We start from the raw sequence: 23,575 nt of genomic DNA, 5'->3' as shown, positions 1-23,575 counted from the left end.
CGGCTAAAGTCCAGGGTATTAAAGCTATACTTCTTCTTGTTCGGTCATCCAGGATTGCAACTCCCGGAAAGTGGCGAGCAGTTCGTCCATTTGGTCGGGCGGGCTGCCGTATTGTTCACACTTCATTTTGAAGACTTCTTCGGCTTCCAGGGTGTCGAGGTCGGGGGCATTCTGTTGGGACAGCTCCTGTCGTTGCGGGTAACGGGCCTGTATCTTCAGGATGGATGCGCCGCCACCGTTGGCTTCCAGGGCGTCCTGCAAAAGGGTGCTCAGCTCCGGCACCATGCGGTCCAGTTCTACACTGACCTCAATCCAGGGCTCCAGCCCTTCGCGGTCTTTTTGGACGAAGCGGGACAGGCTTTCCAGCACTTCTTCCAGATTCCCGCTGATGCCCTTCAACCGTCGGAATACCGGCACCGGCAGGCTGCGTATCGTATCCAGCGTTTTGCCAGACCATTCCAACACATAAATGGCTTTCTCGTCTTTCGTTTCGCTAAAGCTCAGCGGGATAAGCGAGCCGGAGTACCGCACGTGGTCCAATCCACCGACCACTTGTGCCCGGTGGATGTGCCCCAGCGCTACATAGTCAAATAGCTCCGGAAACTGCCGCGCCTCGATGTTTTCTGTATTGCCGATGTAGATGTTGTCCTGCTTGCCGGAGGCGCCAGCACCGGTGGCGTAGAGGTGCCCGGTGGCAATCACCGGCACGCCCGAGGTATCGAAGTGTTCAGAAATATAAGCCGCCCGTTCATCGTAGTGCTTTTTGATGCCCGCCCGGATTTGCTCCACCCGGTCGTAGCCCGTTTCGCCGGCCACACTGTAGCGCAGGTCGCGGTCGCGCAGAAAAGGGACTGCTGCGATAATCGCCTCTACCCTGCCGGCTTCATCTTTCCAGGCCACGATTTCATCAGCAGGGGCTTCGCCTGCCGCGCCCACCACATGCACATTCAAGGCCTGCAACAGCTCCCGGGGCGCATTGAGCATAGCCGGAGAATCGTGGTTGCCCCCGGTGATCACTACGTGCCGGCAGTTGGTATTCAATAGTTTGCGCAAAAACTGATAGTACAGGCTGCGGGCGTAGTTGGGCGGATTGCCAATATCGAAAATATCACCGGCAACAATAAGCCCTTCGGCCTGCTCCTGCTCAATGGCCTGCAACAGCCAGTCCAGGGCCAGGCGGTGCTCTTCTTCCCGGTCGTTGTACAAGAGTTTCTGGCCCAGGTGCCAGTCGGAGGTGTGGATGATTTTCATAATATTCCGGTAAGGAAGCAGTATACGTTTTTTTAACCAATCAGCGCTACTCAACGACCGATCAAATGCATTTCCAACCAATCGAGCACCGGGTCAGCGGTATTCAGATAGCTGTCCTTATCTGCTTCTACCCAATGATCCGGAAGAAGCACGTCTTTTGGAGCTTCCGGCGCCGGCCGTTTTTTGTACCAGACCGAAATTGAAATTTCTTCCTTGCTGTTAGGCAGGTTCACTCTGGATACAGCGGTTGCCCCTTCCGGCCGTTCACTAACCACTGTTCCAACCAGCTGCCCAATGCCATTGTCTTTTACCAGCGTAGCCAAACCGGCAGCGGCGCTACCAGTTTGAGGCCCAACCAGAAAAATAACCTGCCCGTTATACTCGGGTACGGGCGGCCGAAAGTATACCGGAGACCTGGGGTCTCTGGCAGGAGCAAAGAAATCAGCCGGTTCTAATCCGGCAGCGATTTCCAGACTGTCTACATTCACGAGTGTACCATCGGCGGGCAATGATTGATTGAGTTTTTGGCAAGCACGGTCCAGCGCTTTCCACTCTTCCTGGAATTGGGACCTTGATAAGGGAGAAAGGTAAATGTAGTCCTGTATGGGGCGCACAGCTGCCTGCGGGGCCAAAGCGTAGAGTAAAGGACGGGCCATTTCCAGATCGCCTCCACCGTTATTGCGCAGGTCGATAACCAGGGTCCGAAGGTTTTTAGCGTTTAAATCGGTAAATACCTCCTGTAAAAAGGCATCAAAGTCCCCAGCATTGGGCTTGACCCAGCGAGTGGATTTCCCCTTTGCTGCCCGCAGGTACTCCCGCCTGAGAAATAATCGGGCGAGCGGGCGGATAGGTGCCCGGACGTAGGTCTTCAGGCCATCCATCACTACTTCCCGATCAAACATACCATTGAATTGAAAGTACCCGTAACCTTTGTCTTCAATGGCCTGATACCAGAACCCATCCTGGCGGGGTTTGGAATGGCTACGGCGGGGCTTTCGGCTTTGCAGGTTGAAGGACTTACCGGGACCGGGGGCAACCTTAAGCTGCCTGGGGCCATCCGGGCAGGAACACTCAAGGGATAGGCCCTGTGCCGTATCGACATCCATACGGGCCAGGAGGCGGGGCCGGGAAAACAGCCAGCGCCGATAGAGGTCATCGCGAATGCCATATTCATGTTCCCGGGCCGTCATTTCCCCAAAAGCTGCGGACAGGCTGTCCAAGCTTCGGTTGCCAATTTGATCCACCCAACAACCAATCCAAGATGCCCCATAAATGGAATCGATGCGCTCAATATACCAGCCATAGCCTTCGTTTCGGGGGGCATAATTCAGCTGATAAGGATAAAACAGAGGTTCTTTCGGGTACCAAGACTTTAGCTGCCGGGTATGGTCATTACGGAAGGTGGCCAGTAATCGCTGCAATTCCCACCGGAATTCCTGTGGGCTGCATGGCAGGGCTAACGCTTCGAGTCCAGCTTGTTCCACGGAGTCAAACACTGCGGGAGAAAGGATAGATTCCCAATGCGGATAACTTTCACGTATCAGCCGGGCTGCGAAGAGGTAATCTTGCTGATAAGGGTTGAGCGCCCCGTAAGCTGGTGTTTGAGTGACCGGGTGGCTGACCGGCTTGGTGCCCTTGAGCAACACCTGTTCAAAGGAACAGGAAGAGAGCAGGTGCCAGACCAGTAGCCAGATACCAATCTTCTTCATTGGATTGACTGTTGTTGAGGTATCGAAAGTACGCATTCCTCACTAAGAGCTACCCCTGATTCAGAAAATCAATTTTTTCTGCCCTTCAACTTAGGTCTCCTATCAATTAATCTCCACCTGATACTGCAAGACCGCCATCCACAGCCGGTCCGTTTCGAAGACGCCGTTTTCCTGTGCCTGGAAAATGGGGCGGTTCTGTGCGCCCAGCGTTAGCTTGCTGTTGTGCCCGTTGAACAACAGGTTGACCGCCAGCTCATAGGCCAGCATAGGGTCCGAAAGCCGGTCGTAACGGGCGTATTCCACGGAGGCATTGGGCTGCAGGCGGGCTTGAGTTGGCGTGACCCCTTTTGGCAATAAATAGCCGGTTTGCCAAAACAGCACCTGCCCGGTACCGATCATTGGGAAGGCAGCGCCGGTGCCATTGAAGCTGGCTTCACTCACTAATAAGCCGGTGGCAGGATTATTAGCGCCAAGGTTGCGCAGGTAGCCGGGCCCAAAGTCATAATTGAAGTAACCAAGATAGGCCGTAAACGCATCGGCAGTGCCCTTAAACACGGGCCACTCCACGTATAGGTCTGCAGCAAAGTGGAACATATCATGGTAATCGGGGCTCAACGCGCTGCCCGTCCACATCGCGCGGGGCTGCCAGGCAAAGCCTGCGCCCAGGTTGAAAACTTTCTTTTTGCCCAGGTAAGTGCCCGCTCCGAATGGCCCGTTCCCCTCGTGGTCGGCAAACTGATGCTTGAGGTAGAAAGACCAGCGGTGGCGGGGACGCGTATTGGCCCAGTCGGCGAATTGCCCAGGCTCACCACTGTCGTACTTTAGCGGATTGTTGACAACTGCGCGGTAGTCCCAGTTGCCGGCCTGCCCTTTGACCCAGATGCCCAGATTGCGCCCCAGGTGGTCGGTCCGGTTGACAGAGTAGAGGGAAAACAGGGGCGCATCCAGCCCCAGCATGGACCGGCTGCTGCGCAAATTCAGGCGGCTCAGCCCGTGGTAACCTGACTTTCCAAACCCTACAGCCAGCGCCCGGTGAAAGGCATACTCTGCGTAAAGGTCCAACACCCCAATTTGGAAGTCTGCACTGTTGCGGTAATTGAGGTTGTTATTGCCAAAACCGGCGTAAACGAAAAGTTCGGGCGTCAACTGCCCGCAGAAGTTCATCCGCAAACGGCGAATGGATACATCGAAGTACTCGCTGGTCGGTTCACCGTAGATGACGGTGCCGGGGTTCATCTGCGTATACCGCCCCCAGAGCTGAGCGCGAAGACTGGCTTTGAGGTAAGTCTGCCCGGTGGTATCAAGGTTGTAGCGCAGTACGCCCTGCCCTTGCAGCACGCTCCATCCCATCATCAACACCACCAGAATTTGCAGGAACCGTTTCATATCGTCATGCTTTTGCCCGCAAGGAACAAAAGGCGGCACACTTCCGCAGTGACTTATCTCAGGGCAAGGGGTGATTTAGTGTTAAAATTACACTATGTGAGGCAATTAAGCAGCATGATACCGGTAGAGACCGGGAAAAAGCTCCCCGACAGGAGCCTAGCTGCTGGTGTAGAGCTTAAGCCCAAACCGCCCCCAGAGCTCTGCCCCAGCTTTCTCAAAGAGCAGGAAGCTCACCGGCAAAGCAAAGCACACCGGATGAATCCCCCGCCAACGGCTTAGTTTAGTACACCCGGTGAGACTGTCTCGCCGGGCGCTCTACTTTCGCCCGGCGTGCTGACCACGCGCAAACGAAAAGTACGCAAGGTGAACCACGGTATATGAAGTCTTTTATCCTTGTAGAACCTGCCGGACCCCGATAAAGTATCGGGAGAAAGCGCCACGACAGGAGCACTGGGCTGCTGGTGTAGAGCTTAAGCCAAGCCTTTTCCAAGCGCTCTGCCCCAGCTTTTCCTACAGAGCAAACCTCCTCCCCCAAGCCTTAATCCACAAATAATATGCGACCGCTCGTGGTACGCTGAAACGGCTGTTGATCCAACTCCCTAAAGCAATCAAGCCTTGCGTGCCAGAAATAAATGCCCGCCGCCAAAGAAAGCTTTGTCTGGCTTAGCCTTTCCTGATCGCCTGACCAGACTTTCTGCCCGGCGGCATTGAAGAGTTCAAGCGTGTAACTTTCCACATTACGGGAAGGTAAAGGACGTAATTCGGCAGGCAGCCGACTGGGAGAAGGGAAGGTAATATCACAGAAACACCCATCAGTTTGAACGGTAAAAGACTGCTGGAGGATATCACATCCATAGTAATGGTTGAGCATATACCTTCCTGGCCTCCGGGTTTGCAGCACAGGTTCTATACCTTCCCCAACCCAGTAATAACCATCTGCATCAGGCAACCCTTCGAGCATTGCACTGCCACTATCGCAAATCACAGTATCTTTTGGAGGCAATTGTGTGACAGAGCTGCCTGTTTCTCCGCATCGTTCCAACACGACCTGATCTACATAGTAGTAAGCCCAGGGCAAAGCATTCCCAACCCCTGTTTCCTCAAAAGTGGTACGTGCCTGATCGTATAGATTGCCAATAAGCAAGTATTCTTCACCACCCTCAGCCAGGTACTGCCCCCGGATTTCCATCCATCCGGAAGTATCCGAAAGAACGCGGCCTTCAAGGTTTTTTACCGAATAATGGTACCTGCTCAAGCTGTCCTGTTCAGGTCGGTTGTGCAACAGCATAGCCCCAAAATCATCAGTCCGAAACTTTGACCGCTCCAAGAGACTAACCTGAAAGGTTAGGGTATAAACCTCTCCCGGCTCCAATGGCGCTGTCAACTGCACTGCAAGAAACTCCCGGACATCCAAAGGATAAACAATCATACCTGCATATCCATCTCCCATATAAGGGTCCTGAAATCCACGTTGATTAGCCGGCACACTGGCAACAGCGGCATAAGACCGATGAAAAAACTCTGTCGTAAACAGCAATTTGAACCAGTCTACAGAACTATTGACCCCTGTTGGCCTGAATTCCGGATCATCAATTACCAGCTCAAAGGACGGATTCGGTACCAGGTTTTGAGCGGATATATGCTGAATGATTAAAGCATGAAACGTCAGGCAAACACCTATACGGAGGAAAAAAGAGATCACGCTCAAAATTTTGATGGACATAGTTGGCAAGAGAGGTTTTTTCATAGCTTAAACAATGTACCATGTAAGATGCAAAAAAAAACAGAAGCTCCTAATTTTTAACACTTCGGGAGCAGAAAACTGAAAGGCATGATGAGCTATCCATTTGCCGGTTACACGGGTTTTCTACGAAACCTGCCGGACACCGGTAGAGTACCCGCGATGTAAGCTCCGCAACAGGAACACTGAGCTGCTGGGGTAGAGCTTAGACTATGTTTGGAGCTTACTTAGATCAGGCAAAAGCTTTGTCTGAAATATACCACGGTAGAGCTTAGACTATGTTTGGAGCTTACTCCTATTGCAAACCAAGGACTTATGAACCTGGCGTCATCTTTTTTAGCTTATTTGACCCGCCAAACGCGCTAAAAAAGATTTAGCCAGAACCACAATTCCTTGATTTTCATGACGAACCCGCTCCAAACATAGTCTAAGCCTGGTCCTTCCCAAGCGCTCTGCTCCAGCTTTTCCTGGGAGAACCTGCCGCAGAGCAGAAAGCTCTACGACAAGCACTGGGCTTGCTGGTGTAGAGCTTAAGCCTGGCACTTCCCAGAAGCTCTGCCCCAGCTTTCCCTATGGAAACCTGCCGGATCCCGGAAAAACCAGGACACGACAGGAACACTGAGCTAGCTGCTGGTAGCTTCTCCCGTGGGAACCTGCCGCAGAGCAGAAAGCTCTACGACAGGAGGGATGCGCACCCTAACAGTTTGCGCCCTCAGGGATACAGCAAATACCCCTCCCGCATCTCCCGGTAAGCGGCCAGCCCTTCTGCCCAGGAGGCTCGGATTTCTTCTGCTGACTGACCGGCGACAATAGCCTTACGCAAGGCATCTGTACCCGCCAGCTTGTCGATGAAGAGGGTCTCCAGAAAGAAGTTCGCCTTTTCCGGGTAGGCTTGGTAGAAATTAACGAGGTAGTCAAGGTTCAGATAGCCTTCCTGACGAATGAGTTCGGGTGCAGTGCTGACCAGGGAAAAGCCACGGCAGCGCTGGCCTTCCAGTTTGGGGTATTTGGCGCCCGGCATGGGCTCCGGCGTGAAGTAGTAATCGCCAATGGTAGCGTCGGGATGGCCATAGACCTGGAATTGGGTGTTCGTCCCCCGCCCTACGCTGACTACTGTGCCCTCGAAGAAACAGAGCGACGGATAAAGGTAAATGGAGCGGTTGTTGGGCAGGTTCGGGCTGGGCTTTACCGGCAATTCATAGGGCGTGGAATGGGTGTAGTTTAGGCAGGGCACCACTTCCAGGTCACATTTGATGCCACCTTTTAGCCAGCCTTCGCCATTGACCATTTTGGCATATTCCGCAACCGTCACGCCATGTACAATCGGCACCCGGTGCATGCCTACAAAGGACTTGAAATCCGGGTCAAGGATTGGACCGTCCACGTAATGCCCGTTAGGATTGGGGCGGTCGAGGACGAGGACTTTGATGCCTTGTTCCGCACAGGCCTCCATGACGTAGTGCAGGGTGGAAATGTAGGTGTAAAAGCGCACCCCCACATCCTGAATGTCGAAAACCACGACATCCAGGCCTTGCAGTTGGGAAGGTTTCGGCTTTTTATTGTCGCCGTAGAGGGAAATGATGGGCAGCCCGGTTTGTTTGTCTTTGCCATCCGTCACCGTCTCTCCGGCATCAGCCGTGCCCCGGAAGCCATGTTCGGGTGCAAAAATCTGCTGCACCGCCACGCCCGATGCCAGCAGGGTATCCACTATATGCTGCCCACCGATCACGGAGGTCGGGTTGACCACTAAACCGACGCCTTTGGCTTGCTGCAACGCAGGCAGATAGGCCGGCATACGGGCAGCACCTGTCACTACGGCTTTGGCCTCCTCGGCGACCGGAGTAAAGGAAGATTGCTGCACCACGTTTTCTGACACACTTTTTGCACAATTTAGTGGCAAAAAACTCAAAATAGCAAACAAAATTTTTAACTTCACAATCATATTGTTTTACAATTGACGGATATTCCAGTATGAAACCTAAACATTACGCGATTGTCGACCTGGAAACTACCGGAGGCCGGGCTTCCCGCCACAAGGTCATTGAAGTAGGTATTGTCCTCCACGATGGGCAACAAGTCCTGGATACGTACAGCACCCTAATCAACCCCGAGTGCTACGTCCCCTACGGCATCACACAGTTAACGGGCATTACGCAGGAGATGGTACAAGATGCGCCCAAATTCTACGAAGTAGCCCGAAAGATAGTGGAAATGACGGAAGACGCCATTTTTGTCGCCCATAATGTAAGGTTCGATTACAGCTTTTTGCGGGAAGAATTCAAGCGGCTCGGCTATACCTATTCCCGTAAGAACCTATGTACGGTCCGCCTGAGCCGGAAAGCTTTCCCCGGGCTGCCATCCTACAGCCTTGGGAAGCTGATCCAATGGATGGGCTGGAAAGCCGATGCCCGCCACCGGGCGCTTGATGATGCCCTGGCCACCGCTGAGCTGCTGCGCCGCATACTAGACGAGGAAGACAATCAAAAACAGGTAATCGAGATGGTCAACCTGGGCATTCGGGAGTCGCTCCTGCCGAAGTCCTTTGATATGGAAAAAATGCACGCCCTGCCCGAAGAGTGCGGAGTGTACTATTTCCATAATGCAACAGGTGAGGTGGTTTATGTAGGCAAGAGCATCAATATTAAAAAACGCATTGCTGAGCACTTCGCCGACAAAACAGAGAAAGCCGGGAAGCTGCAACGGCATGTGCATGATATTACCTACGAGATTACCGGTAGCGAGCTGGTGGCACTTTTGCTGGAAAGCCACGAGATCAAACGCCTCCACCCGCCTATCAACCGGGCGCAGCGGGTACGGCGCTTCCCTTATCTCATACATACCTACACCGATGAGGCCGGGTACCTTTGCTACGAAGCCACACAGGCCACTGCGGCCCAACGCAAAAAGCTACAAGTCATCTCTGAATACCCAAAGCTGGCACACGCCCGCAACCACCTCAACCGGGTGCGGGAAACGTTTGAGCTTTGTGCCCGCCTTTGTAAACTCCAACCTGGCAACAGCGGACCCTGCTTTCACTACCACATCAAGCAGTGCCACGGTGCCTGCGCGGAGCTGGAGCCGGCAGCAGATTACAATGAACGGGCTTTAGCCGCAAAGGAAATCTTATCGACGGTTTTTGAGGAGGACTTTTTCCTGCTTGATGAAGGCAGGGAGCCTGGAGAATTGGCGGTCATTCTGGTTGAAGATGGCAATTACCAAGGCTTCGGCTACCTCGATGAGGAAGGGCTGAATGGCAGCATGGACAACCTACGGGATGCCATTACACCCTACGCCGGCAATCCGGAAACCACGCGCCTCATACAGCGCTACCTCAATAAAAAGCCGCACCTGAAGCGCATTCCGGTGCAAACGCAAGCGGTGGAATGGTAGAGGGTTAGAACAATAGCCAGCGCATCAGGAGGTAGCCCCCAGCCAAAACAGCCCCAATCAGGAGCCGCTCCACCCACAACCGCCGCCGTGTTTACTGAACAACAAATTTAATGGTCCCCCTTCCTTTGCCATTATCCAGTTCCATGAGGTAATTTCCCTTAGGCAGAGATTCGACATCGACAGGGAAGACTTGCTGACCAATGGTTGTCATCTCTTTCTGCTGCCTGAGCAGGACGCCGTTTATGCTGTATACGCTTATCGTGACTTCGCTCATTTCTGCTGAATCGTAGCTTAAGAAAAGCGTAGACGAAGTGGAAGGATTAGGAAATACAGTGAACGAAAGCGTAGTTTCTGTTTTCGAATATTCCGTTGAAGAAGACTCAACTCCCTCATTGATGTACAGTTTCGAGATTAAAGTACCCGGGCCACTTTGTCCAGTGATGAGTACATCCAGATTGCCATCACCATTTACATCTGCAAAGGCGCTTGAGCCGGAAGAGGCGTCATCGAATGGCACATTTGCTAATTCAGAAAAATTGCCCGCTCCATCATTGACATACAATTTTGATATTGCAACTTCTGCACTAATACTTCCTGTGAGGAGTACATCCAGGTCATTATCATTGTCTACATCCGCAAAGGCAATTAAACTTCCTGATACGGGTTCGAAAGGAGCACCTTGCATTTCGGTGAAATTACCTTCGCCGTCATTTATATACAATTTCGAGGTTCGCGAATCTGAGTTATCCCGCCCGGTAAGCAGCAAATCTTGATCATTATCGCCGTCTACATCCGCAAAGGCGATTGAGCCCGCATCAACACTTTCTAACCCCCCCTCTATCATCTCGGTGTAATTACCCGCTCCATCGTTTACATAGAGTTTCGATATTTTAACCTCCGAACTGTTTTGCCCGGTAACTAGTAAATCTTGGTCATCGTCACTATCTATATCTGCAAAGGCAACCGAACTCATAAAAACGCCCTCTAAGAACAGATCTGCTTTTTCGGTAAAAGTGCCTGCACCATCGTTAAGGTATAGCTTAGAAACCAGTAGTGGTCCGGGAGGAAGCCTTAATCCCGAAATCAGTACATCTAAATCATTGTCATTATCTACGTCCGCAAAGGCGATCGATCCGAACGCAACTCCATCGAAAGTTGTGCCCATCACTTCCGTAAAATTACCTATCCCATCATTAGTGTAGAGTCTAGAAATATGTCCCGATGAACTACTTAGCCCTGTGATAAGTATATCCTGGTCATTATCACTATCTATATCTGCAAAGGCAACCGAACTTCCATATACGGGTTCGAAGGGGTTGGCTTGTACTTCAGTGAAGTTACCTAAACCATCATTTGTATACAGTTTTGATACACGGTTAGTCGAGATATCTCCTCCTGTAATCAATACATCCTGGTCGTTGTCACCGTCTATATCCGCGAAGGCAACCGAACTCAAAAATACAGCTTCAAATGGTGGAGTGGGCGTTGCCTCTACAAAGGTTTGTGCGGAGAGCGTTTGCGATAGCATAAGAAACGAGAGCAGCCATTTCAACTTCATTGGAATTGGTTTTTAATAATTAATAAACAGGTTCCATTATCAGCCCTGCCACCAATGCCATGCCTACCTGCGAGACACCGCCAGCAGTTGCTTATTTTTACCTATCACACCAATTACTATTTAACCCTAATTTAACAACTCCTTCGCAGTAATGCAAGGTATCTTTTTCGTATTAATGCCTAAATGCAGAATCCTGCTGCCAGATTGATTGATGGGATTGACGCTCTTCCCTATAACAACTCCATCTTCCGGGCAAAAGTACTCCTTGACGGTTTTTCCAAAAATAGTCTTGACGGCGGCAATTTTATCTCCCTTCTTTAATTGCTGCCCAAGCTGCGGGAAGACATGGAGGATCCCCCCTTCATCCGTGTACAGCCAATAGGAGGACTCGCACAGGGTGATGTCATCGGCAGGGCAAAGGATTTCACCGGGCAGCATCTTCAGATCGTAGAGTATATTTCGGACGCCTACCAGGCTATCGTTGATCACATCCCGTTGAAATAAATGAGGGTCTCGCAACTCTATAGTGATGGTCTTGATGCCATGTATGGCGGCCCGCCCCCTCAGCGTTATCCCGATTGGGGTATGGTTGAGAATGATCTCGGGGTTCTGCAACCTTGCCATCCTTGAGCTCATTTTATCAGACATATCAGCGCGGATGTAGTAGGTGTTCACACGCCCGAAACTTGCGGTATGCAAATCGATCAGGTAGTCGAATTTCTTGACGATCCTTTCAAAAAGGCGGTAGACATACAGCTCGCTTTGGGTACCATCGCGCTTGCCCGGGCTGATCCGGTTGAGGTCGACACCATCGTTGAAAGCCCTTTGCTCCAGCAACAGCCCAGGGACATTAGCGACGAGTACGCCCACAATAGTACCCTTCAGCTCCTCGAGGTTTAAGTCGTTGATGAGCTTTTGGATGACTGGGATGCCATTCAGTTCGTTGCCGTGCAGGGCGGCATTCAGTCCAAGCACCGGACCATCTTCCTTGCCCCTGGCAATAATAATGGGTATCCGGACCGGCTCACCAATCCCATTGTTGATGATGTGCAACCACGCTTCGCTGATCTGCCCCTTTGGGAAGCTTTCAATATTTAGCTCTTTGATCCGATAAGAATGCTGTCCTTCCATTGCCCTGTTGTTTTTTATTCATGACAACCAACGGTACAATATACGAAAGCCCCGTTCATCGTTGCCTAAATTCCAAACGATCGCCATCGTCATTAAACCGGATCGTGTTTTGGTCAATGGAAATGAAATACCAATCGTCATCGAGCTCGTCAAAGTTTCCGACATTAGGAAAGTCCATATACAATTCCACTCTCCCATCATCACGAAAAACATTATATGCACCTGTAATAGTATCACTATTATCCACTACCACTACATTGCCATTTGAACTGAAGTTAAAAACAAAGGACTCAAAATAATCGGTCTCATCATCTCCATCATCTGTCAAAAGGGTAATGATTAAACCCGCATCATGCATAAAGAAGGAGGTAACAGCATCAGCATCATTTGTGGATGGACTAATGTTGCTCCCATCATTCTGAGTACATCCGATAAACACCAATGAGCAAGCTAGCATGGAAGCAAAGTATACGAAAGCATTGCAATCAACCTTCATAGTGTTACTTTAATTTTTAAATAATACCCTATTGACACTTTATCTTAATTTTGGTTCTGACCGACAGTATTTTTTTATTCAAAAAAACGCTATGCTCCCCTGTCATCGCAATGCCCGCTGCATCCGCTTTATCCGGCCGGGATAAAGCACCAGCTGAATGAAGTTGAACTCCAGCTGCCGGAAGGAGACTCCGCCCTCAGGTCCTATATTTTGAGTTGGCGTATACCGCAAATGGGTACGCAGGATAAAGCCCTGCAGCGCATTGGGCCGGATGTCCCAACCAAAGGTAATACCTGGCACCCATTGTACTTCGCTGCCCTCATAAGGCGTAGACCGCTGCACCGTTTCCTCCATGCTGAGCCACTCCCGGCTCAGGTGAGGCCCAACGAATGGGACGAAACCGTGGTAGTCAAACAGAAATTTGTAGGCTTCCAACGTTAATGCCCGACGCTGCAGCAACTGTGTAGACTCATAAGCCGAGCGCTCCGACCGGTTGGCCCGGAAAGCCAGGTTCAGGTGGGCATCCCAGGGATAGTGGTAGTAGCCCAGCCCGAATTCGGGGAAGACAACCGCTCCGTTGTGCTCGCCTATCGCCGGGTACAGCTTATCATTGCGCGGTGAGCGGCCTAGTATGAAGGCCGATGAAGGGCCCACAGCTACCGACCAGCCGCTGAGGGCTCGCTTTTCTTCCAGGCGCTCCACAGTTGCAGCCGTCTGACCGCTCTTCCAGCTTTTCTCCGCACTGAGGGTCGTCTCAATCTGCCAGTTGCACCCCAGCCAGAAGTAAGTGGAGGGGAGCTCAATCTCTACCGCATCATTCGGGTTGACGTAGTAATCCGTTTGATTATTCAAAAACTGACCCACGCCCAATTCAAACAACAGCTGCTTCCGCTGATAGGTCAGCCCCAACTGTACCGGATACCGCGTCTGATGCGCAAATGCCCCCGAGCCCCGGTTGCTGTTCTGTTGCCAGTCGCTTATTGCAAAGGCGGCACCGGCGAAAGGCCGGAGTTTCTTTTCCTCAATGCGCCAGGGGTATACCCGCAGCCCGGTTTCCACGCCGGGGTTGAAGGTGTAATCTCCACCGAAAGGCACACTGCTGTCCAGCACATTCGCAACGGGTATGGAAATATAGAAATTGGCATGCCCCCAAAAGTGCGTCCCTGCGATATTAATGCGCGGGACAAGTGCCGCATTGGGCGTAAAATCCGATAATCTGCCATTACTCTCCAGCGCAAAAGTCTGACCGGAAGCCGGCAAGTACATCGCATCCGCCCCAATCAGCAACTGAGCAAAGCGGTGGCGGGTCTTCCCGCCCGAAACATAAGGCTGAGCCAAAGACGGCAAACACAACCACCCGGCAAACAGGTAAAGCAGTAAGTAGCGCATACATCAGGTTTTATCTCCGAAAGATAGGAAACCTTCCTAATAATTACACCAAAATCAAATAAAGCAACAACACCCCCGCCAAGACCGTAACGCCCTGCGCTGCGGTGATCAGCGTAAAGCTCCGGTACGCCTCCCGCATTTCCATACCACTAAACTGCGTGACCACCCAAAAGTAGCTGTCGTTGGCATGAGAGACCGTCATTGCGCCACCGCCAATGGCCAATACCAGGAGCGACAGTTCCACCGGGCTCTCCATCCCGAGTTGCAAGGCTACCGGTGCCAGCAGAGAAGAGGTAATCACCAGCGCATTGGTAGAGGAGCCCTGCGCCGTTTTCAAAAACGCCGCAATCAAAAAAGCAGCCACCAGCACACCTGCTCCGGCATAACCGCCAATTCCCAGGCTGCCCTCCACCAGCTCCGCGACCGGCGTGGCTTTCAGAACGCCCCCAAAAGCACCGCCCGCACCCGTTATAATGAGAATAGGGCCTGCCAGTTTGATCCCCTCTCCTATCCAGCCGCTAAGATGGGCGCTGTCCCATTTGGGCATTAGCCAAAGGGCGGCCACCGTGCCCAGCGTCAGTGCAATAAGCGGGTGGCTGAGAAACAGTAGCACCGACGTGCCCCGCCCTTCATATCCTAGTAATTTCAGGACTGAACCTGCAGCGATGAGCAAAATCGGAAGGAGTAGGGGCAACACGGAGCGCCCCAATGAAGGTAATGTACCCGTCTCCGGGGCTTCCTCAACCATTTCCGGTAGCTCCAGTTGCTGCCCCAGCCGCTTAGCCAGAAATACGGCGACCAGCATCGTGGGCAGGGCGACCAACAGCCCAAGCAGCATAATCGTGCCCAGGTAATCCGCAGCCCCCAGGTTGCCGGCAGCTGCGATCGGGCCCGGAGTGGGTGGCACCAGCGTATGCGTCGTGTACAGACCAGCAGATAAGGAAAGCGCCAGCACGCCTTTCTTAACGCCCGACTGCCGGGCCACTGCATCATTCAGCCCCGACAGGATGATGAAACCGCTATCGCAAAAAACCGGAATACTGGTTATCGCTCCAATTGCCGACATCGTCAGAGCAGGGCGCCCCTGCCCTACGCTACTGAGCAGCGCTATAGCCAGCCGGTGGGCAGCACCTGATTTCTCCAGAATATACCCGATGATACTCCCGAATACCACAATGAGCCCGATGTAGCCCATCAGCCCACCAAAGCCGTCGTTAACAGCCGTAATCAGACCAGGGAGCGGCATGCCGGAAACCAGACCCAAAAAAAAGGTAGCGCTCAAAAGGCTGAGCAGGGGGTGGACGCCCAGCCGTGCCGACAGCACAATAATCAAGGCAATAGAGGCGATAATCGCCAGAAATAGCGGGAGACCGGTAAGCATGAGGTTATAGGTTTTGGAGTAAGGTAGCCATTGACTGCTGTAATACTTGTGCCGCCGCTCTTGCTTTTTCCGCAAAATCCGCTCCATCGCCGGCGAAAATGATGCCCCGGGAGGAGTTCACCAGCAGGCCTACATCGGCATTAGCACCATGCTGGGTCAGGGCCTCCAGATCACCACCCTGCGCACCCACACCGGGCACCAGAAGAAAATGATCCGGAGCAATTGCACGGATTTCCTTAAACTTTTCGGGGTGGGTGGCTCCAACCACGTACATCAGGTTACCGGGGGTGCCCCATTCCTGCGCTTTACGCATCACTTTTTCATACAGGGGCTGACCATTTTCCTGTTTATCGAATTGAAAATCACGGCTGCCCTTATTGGAGGTCAGCGCCAGCAGGATCACCCACTTGCCTTCAAACTCCAGGAACGGCTTTACAGAATCCACGCCCATGTAGGGCGCTACGGTGACCGCATCAAAACCCATTTCTCCAAAAAAGGCTTGCGCATAAAGGCGGGAGGTATTGCCAATATCTCCGCGTTTAGCATCGGCGATGGTGAAGTGAGTATCCGGAATATAATCCAGCGTCTTGCGCAGGCTTTCCCAGCCTCTACTGCCCAGCGCTTCGTAGAAAGCCAGGTTGGGCTTGTAGGCCACGCAAAGGTCCTGTGTCGCGTCAATAATGGCTTTATTGAATTCAAAAACCGGGTCTTCCTGGTCTAAAAGATGGCGGGGCAGGCGGCTGATGTCGGCATCCAGGCCTACGCACAGGTAAGACTGCTTTTGCCGGATTTGGGAAGTGAGTTCCGCTCGGGTCATGTTCTTTTGGAGCGAAAATAGGGAAAAGTGCCCATTTCTGCCTGCTCAACTACTCTGCTCTTTCTGTGTTATTATGGCTGGCACGAACGTCTTAGAGCTTGTTGGGGTTTTGGGTTTGGAACGAACGTAGCCAAAAGTAAAACCCCAATAAGCGCTAGAACTGGCAAACCCAACCCGGACTATGACCATAACCACCGACCGGCCAACGGCTCAGCAACTGATGAACAAGCTGGGCCACGACCGCCGGCCTTTTATCTTTTTGATTGACTTCGAGATGCAGCGGCCCATCGTACTCCCACTCGATGAAGCAAACCCTGCACAACTGCAGTATGCCATTCACGGCCATCGCAATTTCACCGGTATCGCTACGCCCGCCGATTTCCACTTCCACCGCTACCCTGTAGACCGAGAACGCTATGCCGCTGCTTTCCAACAGGTACAGGCTGCCCTGAAAGCCGGCAATTCCTACCTCCTGAACCTGGCATTCCCCACGCCTATCGAAACGAACCTGAGCCTGCACGAAATATTCCTGCTCAGTAATGCCCCCTACCGGATTTGGCTCAACGGGCAGTTCACCTGCTTTTCGCCGGAGCCCTTCGTACGCATCCGCCCGGATGGCGGCATCGCTTCCTTTCCAATGAAGGGGACGATAGACGCGACCCTGCCTGGGGCGCAACATCAACTACTGAGCAACCTCAAGGAGCAGGCAGAGCACGCCACGATCGTGGATCTGATCCGCAATGACCTAAGCATCGTTGCCAAAAACGTCCGGGTAAAACGCTACCGGTACGTGGAGAGCATCACTACCCACAACGGCAGCCTGTTACAGACCAGTACGGAGATTGAAGGGCAGCTACCACCTGATTTCCATCAGCAGCTCGGCGACTTGCTTTTTAAGTTGCTTCCGGCAGGATCCATCAGCGGGGCGCCTAAGCAGAAGACCGTAGAAATCATCCGGGCAGCCGAACAGCAAGACCGCGGGTACTATACCGGCGTCTGCGGCATTTACGATGGCCAGTCAGTAGACAGTGGCGTGATGATCCGGTTTGTGGAAGAGACGCCCTCGGGCCTGGTTTTCAAAAGCGGTGGGGGCATCACCGCCCGCAGCACTATGGAAGCTGAGTACCAGGAGCTCTTGCAGAAAGCCTACCTGCCGTTCGCTCCCGTAACCGAGCCGGTGCTATGAAGCCACAGCTGCTCGAGACCATTTGCTGTCAGGATGGCCAGCTGCATGGGCTGCCGTTTCATCAGGAGCGGGTGGCCCGCAGCGCCCGGGCACTCGGATTTTCCAACTATCCGGACCTTCAGTCCGTGCAGGTGCCTGCCTCAGCCAGCATAGGCCGGCAGAAGTGCCGGGTCCTCTACCGGGAGCAGATAGAAGCCGTGGCTTTTACGCCCTACACCATCCGTCCGGTGCATCAGTTGGCGCTTGTGGAAGCTGACCATATCGACTATGCCTGCAAATATGCCAACCGGGGTGCGCTTGATGAAGCCTTCGCACAACGCGGCACCGCCGATGACATCCTTCTGGTCAGAAAGGGCTACCTGACCGATACCTATTATGCCAATATTGCGCTGTGGGACGGCGAACGGTGGCTTACGCCTGCCTCCCCCCTGCTGAAGGGCACGCGCCGCGCCCGGCTGATGGCCAACGGGAGCCTGCACCCTGCCCAACTCCACGTCAGGGACTTATACCAATTTGAGCAGATCGCTCTTTTTAATGCGATGATGGATTTGGGAGAAGGCCCGATTATTCCTGTCCTGCACAGCACAATCCGGTAAGGCAGCCGTTTACAAAAAAATAACTCTTTGCATCTTGTAAATCCCATTTTGAAATCCATACCTTACCTGCAAAAAGGCAAAACATAACGCATGAAGTCCCAACTATTCAAACCCGGGCAGTTCGAGCCTGAAGATCATTGGTATGCCAAAGCGCTGAATGCTACCATTCACCCGATGGTCTCTTTTTTCCTGAACCTGAACCAGGAACGTATCATCAAGCGGTACTGCCACCTACATCCGATGGTCAGCCCCGAAACCCTGCGCAATCTGCTCAACTATAAGCCCCGCCACTTCGTCTGGGCAGGAGCTGACCTGATGCACGTCACCAGCGAAAAAGGCAAGCGGCAAATGGTGGTCATTGAGAATAACTCCTGCCCTTCCGGGCAAAAGTCTATGCCGCTGCTGGATGACAATCAGGAGCAGGGTGGCTACCGGGTGCTCATGGAGCGCACGTTTAAGCCCCTCACCAAATCCCGGCGGGGCGCTTCGGGCGAGCTGGCGGTGGTTTATGATAAGAACCCGATGGAAGCCATTGGCTACGCTAAAGTGATGGCCGATGTATTTCAGGAGCCTGTACATACCGTCACTTATTATAATAATGATGAAGACCCGGCGGTGCGCTTCAAAGATGGGTACATGTACGTACTGGGCACCGATGGGGAGTGGCATAAGATCAGAATGGCTTTCCGCTATCTGACCCAAAGCCCCTGGAACCGCCTGCCGGTAATGTGCAAGACGCAAATTTTCAATCCTATCGTAGCGTGCCTGGCTGGCGGCCGCAATAAAATGCTGGCCTCAAAAGCTTATGACCTTTTCAACGCCGAATTGGAAAACAGCGGGCTGGAAATCCTTACGCCCGAAACCATCTGGGATGTCAGCCTGGAGGAGGTCCCGATCTGGGTAGGCAAATTGGGCGGGCAAGCCGTAGTCAAAAACCCGTACAGTAATGCCGGGCAGGGCGTTTACACCATCGTAAATGAGCAGGAACTGGAAGCGTTTATGAAGCAGGACTTCAAATACACCCGCTTCATCGTGCAATCGCTCATCGGCAACTACAACTGGAGCTCAACCAGCAGCAAAGGAAAACTTTACCACATTGGCACCGTGCCTTCGAGCAAAGGGAATGCCTACGTCGCTGACATCCGGATGATGGTCAGCTACACCGCGGAAGGTATCCGGCCCATTTCCATTTACGCCCGCCGGGCCGCCGAGCCGCTGGCCAACTACATTGAAGATGGAACGGACTCCTGGTCTATGCTGGGGACCAACCTCTCCATCAAAGAGGGGTCCAACAGCTGGGGCTCCGACACCAACCGCCTGTTGCTGATGGACCGACGGGACTTCAACAAACTGGGCATCGGGCTGGATGACCTCGTGGATGCCTACATCCAAACGGTGCTGTCTATGGTAGCGATCGATAAAATGTCTGCCCGGCTGTTCAACACCAAAAATAAATTCCGGCCCCGCCTGTTCAAGTCGCTCGATGACGATCAGGTATTATTAGATGAAATTATGTTGTCATGATGGAGCAGATCAAGCCTTATGCTCTTTTTATCGGCATCATCGCAGCTACTATTGTAGCAGCCGTAGTTATTAGTTGGTTATTCCGGCGGTTCCTGAAGCGCTCCACCGGGATCATTATGAATGACCCCACCAACTATATTTTCCTGCGGCATGCCCTCACCGGGCTAATCTATATTATTGGCTTCAGCTGGGCGGTTTATACCATGCCTAATATGCGGGCGATTGCCAACTCCCTCCTCGCAGGTGCGGGTATTCTTGCGGTAGCCGTTGGTTTTGCTTCCCAGCATGCCCTGAGCAATATCATCAGTGGTGTGTTTATTATTGTTTTCAAGCCTTTCCGGATCAATGACCGCCTCCGTTTCCAGAATGGGCTGCAGGGCGCCGTGGAAGACATCACCCTGCGCCACGTAGTGATCCGGGACTTTGAAAACCGGCGCATTCTCATCCCCAACTCCGTCATTAGCGAGGAAGTGATCATCAACTCAGACTTTGGGGACGATAAAATCTGTAAGTGGCTGGAGCTGACCCTGAGCTACGAGGTAGACTTAGAACTGGCGAAGGCGATTGTAGAAGAAGAAGCGAAAGCACACCCCAACCTGATCGACAACCGTACGCCCGAAGAGGTTAGTACAGGGCTGCCGCTGGTCCGGATCCGGGTCATTGGATTGGGCGATTCGGGGCTACGCCTGCGTGCTTACCTGTGGGCGGAAGACAACGCCAGTGCGTTTGCTATGGGCTGCGATGTGATGGAGCGGCTTGTCCAACGGTTTAAAGCGGCAGGTATTACATTTGCTTACCCGCAGCGGGTGGTCAGTATGCGCGAACAAGCCGACAAAGAGGCATGAAAAAACCGCACCCTTTACAGAATGCGGTTCAGCAAATAAATTAGTATGAAAAAACTCTAACCCGTCTTACTGAATGAGGAGATTTTTGTTTCACTTTTTTATTTTTTTTAATAAAAGATCACGTTTAGGGCTTTTTTGTTGAGATATATCATTGAAAAAGCTATCGTAAATGTGGATAATGCCCATCCGTTACCGAACCAAGACCAAACCAGATAAAACCACATGAATAGAGACATTGAAATTGCTCAGCAGGCAAAGCTTCAGGATATTGGAGCAATCGCCGCACAGCTCGGTATTCCGGAGCCCCAATTGGAGCGCTACGGCCACCACAAAGCCAAACTCCCACTCTCCCTTATCCATCCCGAACGGGCCCGGCAAAGCAAACTGATCCTGGTCACGGCCATTTCCCCCACCCCGGCGGGAGAAGGTAAAACGACTGTATCTATTGGGCTGAGTCAGGGACTGCAACACATCGGAAAAAAGGCGGTTGTCGTACTGCGGGAACCTTCCCTGGGGCCAGTTTTTGGTATCAAGGGCGGAGCGGCCGGCGGCGGGCAATCACAGGTACTGCCGATGGAAGACATCAATCTGCACTTCACGGGAGACTTTGCCGCCATTGAAAAGGCACACAATCTATTAGCGGCGCTCCTTGACAACAACATACAAAGCAAACAAAACAACCTCGGTATCGATCCGCGTACAGTGCTCTGGAAGCGGGTGATGGATATGAATGACCGTGCCCTCCGGCAGGTCATCGTAGGGCTGGGCGGCACGGGCAATGGTTTGCCCCGTGAGACCGGGTTCGACATTACCGCTGCATCCGAGATCATGGCTATTCTTTGCCTAAGCGAAAACCGCACCGATCTAAAGGAGCGGCTGGGCAATATCTTCCTGGGGTTCACCTACGGCCGTGAGCCCGTCTACGCGCGCGACCTCGGCGCACAGGGGGCTATGGCGGCTTTGCTCAAAGACGCCATCAAGCCAAACCTGGTGCAGGCACTGGAGGGCGTTCCGGCGATTCTGCACGGTGGCCCCTTCGCTAATATCGCACAAGGGACGAACTCCGTTATTGCGACCCGCATGGGCATGAGCCTGGCAGACTACGCCGTGACGGAAGCCGGCTTCGGTGCCGACCTCGGAGCGGAGAAATTTTTGGACATCAAATGCCAAAGCGCGGGCCTTGCCCCCCGGGCAGCGGTACTGGTCGCAACCGTCCGGGCACTCAAGTACCACGGCGGCGTAGCTTTAGCCGATCTGAAAGCGCCCAACCCAGAGGCCGTCATCAAAGGCTTGCCTAATCTGGAAAAACACCTCGAGAATTTACAACAGTTCGGGCTCCCGGTCGTAGTGGCCATCAACCGCTTCGTACAGGACAGCGCGGAAGAGCTGGCTGCGATTGAAGAAGCCTGCGCACGCAAAGGCGTAAAAGTAGCCCTTTCCGATGGCTGGGCCAAAGGGGGCGAAGGCACCAAAGCTCTGGCTGAAACTGTAGTCGAGCTGATCGATAACACCAAATCCAACTTTCGGCCCCTCTACGACTGGTCCCTACCGGTCAAAGCCAAAATTGAGGCCATTGCTACCAAAATATACGGAGCCAGGGACGTCGCTTACAGCCGGGAAGCAGAACGCGACCTGAGGCGCATCAAAAAACTAGAACTGGAAGGCCTTCCGGTCTGCATTGCCAAGACGCAGAAATCCCTTTCGGACGACCCTAAGCAAATTGGCCGGCCAGAAGGGTTCACCCTCCACATCCGGGGTATTGAGATTGCCGCCGGGGCAGGTTTTTTGGTGCCCCTTAGCGGCAACATGATGCGCATGCCGGGCCTGCCGGCCACACCGGCTGCCCTGAATATAGATATTGATGACGAAGGCGTGATTTCAGGATTGTTCTAATCTTGCCCCTCGTCAATCAGATGGTCTTCCAACGGCAGGCCCTTGCGCAGTAGGTGCAGGCGTTCCTGGCAGTGTTCGCAGGTGCCCAGGTGGGTAATCAGCTGTCGGTGGGGCTCACTGCCCGCCCGTAGCTTACCCCGCCAGAAAGCAGTGAGGATTTCATCTGACGGGCACTCATACACGCGAAGGATCTGCCGGACAGCCCGGTAGACGATATAGGCAGCGATAAGAATAAAAATAGTGAACATCGGAACTTTGTTAGCTTGCAAAGATAAACGGAATAATGCCCCTGATCGATCCCGAATTGAACTATTTATTGGAGAAAGCAGTTTCTAATAATGTAGTGAGTTGTTTAAAAGTTTGTGCAATTTTTAGGTTTTTCTTGCCTTTTATCACTAACTATCTGACAGCCAGTTTTTTAAAACAATCGGGCAACCCCACTCTTTAATCATGGAGCGGTACTCCCAAAAAAATGGCGCAGATCGGCATCTCTACATCTTAAACAGAAAGACACATAAAAACTGGGAAAAATTTCATGGCAAAAATAAAAACCCGCAGGGTACAAGTCATCGAAGCTGGCGCAAAATATATTACGTTGCTCTTTCTCGATCAACATTGCCAAATTCAGCTGCCAAGATTCACCTTCCTTCTCCGGGAAGAACTGGGGCTGTATGAGATTTTGAATCCTGAATTCATGAAATCTGCAGTATAAAACCAAGAATACCATGTGGTTAAAAAAAGTTGTGAATTACTTCAGTGGTGAGGACGAATCTTTTGAAAAGAAAGGGAAAGTAAAGTTTTTTAACCGCAAACGCGGCTATGGCTTTATCGAGCCCGAAAATATGGATAGAGATGTTTTCGTCCACGTCACCAGCCTTGAAGACAAAATTTCTAAGGGCGACGAAGTAGCTTTTGAAGTAGAAGCCAGTGATAAAGGGCTGGAAGCCCGGAAAGTCAGATTGCTTCAAGGCTAGGGAGCCTGAAAATCAAACCTATCTTTTCACTAAACTATCATTATGAAATTGCGTAAGAACTTTGCAATGGGTAAAGGCAAATACTATTTTACCATAAAGTCAGTACCTAATAATATCACCATATTCCGGAAATCGAAGGATGCCGCGATCTCTACCTTTAAGAAATACCAAAAAGCAGGTAAAGAGATCGAATGGCTCGGAAAGTGGGATGGCAAAAAATTCACAGATAACTCTGTGCCCGCAGCAGTAGCTTCCTAAACGATCAACGATTCCATGGCTCTGACCAGGTTTTGCAGGATGTTTAATGA

General features: G+C 52.3%; 21 protein-coding genes. 9 read left to right on the top strand and 12 right to left on the bottom strand.

Annotated elements, in window-relative coordinates; translation table 11 throughout:
* Positions 1 to 24: 24 nt before the first annotated feature.
* The 5 genes from RIC19_RS03265 to RIC19_RS03245 form a co-directional block, all read right to left on the bottom strand.
* A complete protein-coding gene (locus RIC19_RS03265) occupies positions 25 to 1,251 on the bottom strand; it encodes an exonuclease SbcCD subunit D C-terminal domain-containing protein (protein WP_350176797.1) in 1,227 nt (408 codons plus the stop codon).
* A gap of 50 nt (positions 1,252 to 1,301) precedes the next feature.
* Positions 1,302 to 2,960, bottom strand: coding sequence for a S41 family peptidase (locus tag RIC19_RS03260; RefSeq protein WP_350176795.1), 1,659 nt, complete (start codon positions 2,958 to 2,960; stop codon positions 1,302 to 1,304).
* Between the two features lie 102 nt (positions 2,961 to 3,062).
* The gene (locus RIC19_RS03255) at positions 3,063 to 4,346 is read right to left on the bottom strand and encodes a porin (protein WP_350176793.1); all 1,284 of its coding nucleotides are present in this window, start codon (positions 4,344 to 4,346) and stop codon (positions 3,063 to 3,065) included.
* 538 nt (positions 4,347 to 4,884) lie between these two features.
* Positions 4,885 to 6,069, bottom strand: coding sequence for a hypothetical protein (locus tag RIC19_RS03250; RefSeq protein WP_350176791.1), 1,185 nt, complete (start codon positions 6,067 to 6,069; stop codon positions 4,885 to 4,887).
* Positions 6,070 to 6,799: 730 nt separating this feature from the next.
* Positions 6,800 to 7,963: an exo-beta-N-acetylmuramidase NamZ family protein gene (locus RIC19_RS03245; RefSeq protein WP_350176789.1), complete on the bottom strand. Its 1,164-nt coding sequence runs from the start codon at positions 7,961 to 7,963 to the stop codon at positions 6,800 to 6,802.
* A 95-nt stretch (positions 7,964 to 8,058) separates the two neighbouring features.
* Here RIC19_RS03245 and RIC19_RS03240 point away from each other — a divergent pair, with 95 nt between their 5' ends.
* Positions 8,059 to 9,477, top strand: coding sequence for an exonuclease domain-containing protein (locus RIC19_RS03240; RefSeq protein ID WP_350176787.1), 1,419 nt, complete (start codon positions 8,059 to 8,061; stop codon positions 9,475 to 9,477).
* Between the two features lie 91 nt (positions 9,478 to 9,568).
* Here the strand turns inward: RIC19_RS03240 and RIC19_RS03235 are convergent, their stop codons facing one another.
* The 6 genes from RIC19_RS03235 to pyrF all read right to left on the bottom strand — a co-directional run bounded on the left by RIC19_RS03235 (position 9,569) and on the right by pyrF (position 16,249).
* A complete protein-coding gene (locus tag RIC19_RS03235; protein ID WP_350176785.1) occupies positions 9,569 to 11,035 on the bottom strand; it encodes a T9SS type A sorting domain-containing protein in 1,467 nt (488 codons plus the stop codon).
* A 126-nt stretch (positions 11,036 to 11,161) separates the two neighbouring features.
* Positions 11,162 to 12,166, bottom strand: a complete 1,005-nt coding sequence (locus RIC19_RS03230; RefSeq protein WP_350176783.1) for a succinylglutamate desuccinylase/aspartoacylase family protein — start codon at positions 12,164 to 12,166, stop codon at positions 11,162 to 11,164.
* Positions 12,167 to 12,221: 55 nt separating this feature from the next.
* The gene (locus tag RIC19_RS03225; protein ID WP_350176781.1) at positions 12,222 to 12,662 is read right to left on the bottom strand and encodes a hypothetical protein; all 441 of its coding nucleotides are present in this window, start codon (positions 12,660 to 12,662) and stop codon (positions 12,222 to 12,224) included.
* 102 nt (positions 12,663 to 12,764) lie between these two features.
* The gene (locus RIC19_RS03220) at positions 12,765 to 14,051 is read right to left on the bottom strand and encodes a hypothetical protein (protein ID WP_350176779.1); all 1,287 of its coding nucleotides are present in this window, start codon (positions 14,049 to 14,051) and stop codon (positions 12,765 to 12,767) included.
* 43 nt (positions 14,052 to 14,094) lie between these two features.
* Positions 14,095 to 15,432: a GntP family permease gene (locus RIC19_RS03215; protein ID WP_350176777.1), complete on the bottom strand. Its 1,338-nt coding sequence runs from the start codon at positions 15,430 to 15,432 to the stop codon at positions 14,095 to 14,097.
* A 4-nt stretch (positions 15,433 to 15,436) separates the two neighbouring features.
* Positions 15,437 to 16,249: an orotidine-5'-phosphate decarboxylase gene (gene pyrF / locus RIC19_RS03210; RefSeq protein WP_350176775.1), complete on the bottom strand. Its 813-nt coding sequence runs from the start codon at positions 16,247 to 16,249 to the stop codon at positions 15,437 to 15,439.
* Between the two features lie 181 nt (positions 16,250 to 16,430).
* Between pyrF and RIC19_RS03205 the strand changes: the two genes are divergently transcribed.
* The 5 genes from RIC19_RS03205 (at position 16,431) to RIC19_RS03185 (ending at position 22,293) form a co-directional block, all read left to right on the top strand.
* Entirely contained in the window at positions 16,431 to 17,435 is a 1,005-nt protein-coding gene (locus RIC19_RS03205; RefSeq protein ID WP_350176773.1) for an aminodeoxychorismate synthase component I, read from the top strand.
* A complete protein-coding gene (locus tag RIC19_RS03200) occupies positions 17,432 to 18,031 on the top strand; it encodes an aminotransferase class IV (RefSeq protein WP_350176771.1) in 600 nt (199 codons plus the stop codon). The genes RIC19_RS03205 and RIC19_RS03200 overlap by 4 nt, the downstream gene beginning before the upstream one ends.
* Positions 18,032 to 18,121: 90 nt before the next feature.
* Positions 18,122 to 19,555, top strand: a complete 1,434-nt coding sequence (locus RIC19_RS03195) for an ATP-grasp domain-containing protein (RefSeq protein ID WP_350176769.1) — start codon at positions 18,122 to 18,124, stop codon at positions 19,553 to 19,555.
* Complete coding sequence (locus tag RIC19_RS03190; protein WP_350176767.1) at positions 19,552 to 20,400, top strand: mechanosensitive ion channel family protein; 849 nt, start codon at positions 19,552 to 19,554, stop codon at positions 20,398 to 20,400. The genes RIC19_RS03195 and RIC19_RS03190 overlap by 4 nt, the downstream gene beginning before the upstream one ends.
* 222 nt (positions 20,401 to 20,622) lie before the next feature.
* Positions 20,623 to 22,293, top strand: a complete 1,671-nt coding sequence (locus tag RIC19_RS03185) for a formate--tetrahydrofolate ligase (protein ID WP_350176765.1) — start codon at positions 20,623 to 20,625, stop codon at positions 22,291 to 22,293.
* Here the strand turns inward: RIC19_RS03185 and RIC19_RS03180 are convergent.
* On the bottom strand, positions 22,290 to 22,541 hold the full coding sequence (locus tag RIC19_RS03180) for a hypothetical protein (protein WP_350176763.1): 252 nt from the start codon (positions 22,539 to 22,541) through the stop codon (positions 22,290 to 22,292). The genes RIC19_RS03185 and RIC19_RS03180 overlap by 4 nt on opposite strands.
* Positions 22,542 to 22,828: 287 nt before the next feature.
* On the opposite strand from RIC19_RS03180, the gene RIC19_RS03175 reads away from it, so the two are divergent.
* From RIC19_RS03175 to RIC19_RS03165, 3 genes are read left to right on the top strand one after another with little or no spacing between them, the layout of a single operon-like run.
* Positions 22,829 to 23,005, top strand: a complete 177-nt coding sequence (locus RIC19_RS03175) for a hypothetical protein (RefSeq protein WP_350176761.1) — start codon at positions 22,829 to 22,831, stop codon at positions 23,003 to 23,005.
* Between the two features lie 13 nt (positions 23,006 to 23,018).
* The gene (locus tag RIC19_RS03170; protein WP_350176759.1) at positions 23,019 to 23,267 is read left to right on the top strand and encodes a cold shock domain-containing protein; all 249 of its coding nucleotides are present in this window, start codon (positions 23,019 to 23,021) and stop codon (positions 23,265 to 23,267) included.
* A 42-nt stretch (positions 23,268 to 23,309) separates the two neighbouring features.
* Entirely contained in the window at positions 23,310 to 23,525 is a 216-nt protein-coding gene (locus RIC19_RS03165; RefSeq protein WP_350176757.1) for a hypothetical protein, read from the top strand.
* Positions 23,526 to 23,575: the final 50 nt, after the last annotated feature.

The sequence above is a fragment of the Phaeodactylibacter sp. genome (genome assembly GCF_040219495.1).
Taxonomy (GTDB): Bacteria; Bacteroidota; Bacteroidia; order Chitinophagales; family Saprospiraceae; genus Phaeodactylibacter.
This window is presented reverse-complemented; position numbering and strand designations above follow the sequence as displayed.

Bases quoted from the DNA above. Each gene is read 5' to 3' on its own strand.
- RIC19_RS03265 (WP_350176797.1), bottom strand. From the start codon at position 1,251: ATGAAAATCATCCACACCTCCGACTGGCACCTGGGCCAGAAACTCTTG.
- RIC19_RS03260 (WP_350176795.1), bottom strand. From the start codon at position 2,960: ATGAAGAAGATTGGTATCTGGCTACTGGTCTGGCACCTGCTCTCTTCC.
- RIC19_RS03255 (WP_350176793.1), bottom strand. From the start codon at position 4,346: ATGAAACGGTTCCTGCAAATTCTGGTGGTGTTGATGATGGGATGGAGC.
- RIC19_RS03250 (WP_350176791.1), bottom strand. From the start codon at position 6,069: ATGTCCATCAAAATTTTGAGCGTGATCTCTTTTTTCCTCCGTATAGGT.
- RIC19_RS03240 (WP_350176787.1), top strand. From the start codon at position 8,059: ATGAAACCTAAACATTACGCGATTGTCGACCTGGAAACTACCGGAGGC.
- RIC19_RS03235 (WP_350176785.1), bottom strand. From the start codon at position 11,035: ATGAAGTTGAAATGGCTGCTCTCGTTTCTTATGCTATCGCAAACGCTC.
- RIC19_RS03230 (WP_350176783.1), bottom strand. From the start codon at position 12,166: ATGGAAGGACAGCATTCTTATCGGATCAAAGAGCTAAATATTGAAAGC.
- RIC19_RS03225 (WP_350176781.1), bottom strand. From the start codon at position 12,662: ATGAAGGTTGATTGCAATGCTTTCGTATACTTTGCTTCCATGCTAGCT.
- RIC19_RS03220 (WP_350176779.1), bottom strand. From the start codon at position 14,051: ATGCGCTACTTACTGCTTTACCTGTTTGCCGGGTGGTTGTGTTTGCCG.
- RIC19_RS03215 (WP_350176777.1), bottom strand. From the start codon at position 15,432: ATGCTTACCGGTCTCCCGCTATTTCTGGCGATTATCGCCTCTATTGCC.
- pyrF (WP_350176775.1), bottom strand. From the start codon at position 16,249: ATGACCCGAGCGGAACTCACTTCCCAAATCCGGCAAAAGCAGTCTTAC.
- RIC19_RS03205 (WP_350176773.1), top strand. From the start codon at position 16,431: ATGACCATAACCACCGACCGGCCAACGGCTCAGCAACTGATGAACAAG.
- RIC19_RS03200 (WP_350176771.1), top strand. From the start codon at position 17,432: ATGAAGCCACAGCTGCTCGAGACCATTTGCTGTCAGGATGGCCAGCTG.
- RIC19_RS03195 (WP_350176769.1), top strand. From the start codon at position 18,122: ATGAAGTCCCAACTATTCAAACCCGGGCAGTTCGAGCCTGAAGATCAT.
- RIC19_RS03190 (WP_350176767.1), top strand. From the start codon at position 19,552: ATGATGGAGCAGATCAAGCCTTATGCTCTTTTTATCGGCATCATCGCA.
- RIC19_RS03185 (WP_350176765.1), top strand. From the start codon at position 20,623: ATGAATAGAGACATTGAAATTGCTCAGCAGGCAAAGCTTCAGGATATT.
- RIC19_RS03180 (WP_350176763.1), bottom strand. From the start codon at position 22,541: ATGTTCACTATTTTTATTCTTATCGCTGCCTATATCGTCTACCGGGCT.
- RIC19_RS03175 (WP_350176761.1), top strand. From the start codon at position 22,829: ATGGCAAAAATAAAAACCCGCAGGGTACAAGTCATCGAAGCTGGCGCA.
- RIC19_RS03170 (WP_350176759.1), top strand. From the start codon at position 23,019: ATGTGGTTAAAAAAAGTTGTGAATTACTTCAGTGGTGAGGACGAATCT.
- RIC19_RS03165 (WP_350176757.1), top strand. From the start codon at position 23,310: ATGAAATTGCGTAAGAACTTTGCAATGGGTAAAGGCAAATACTATTTT.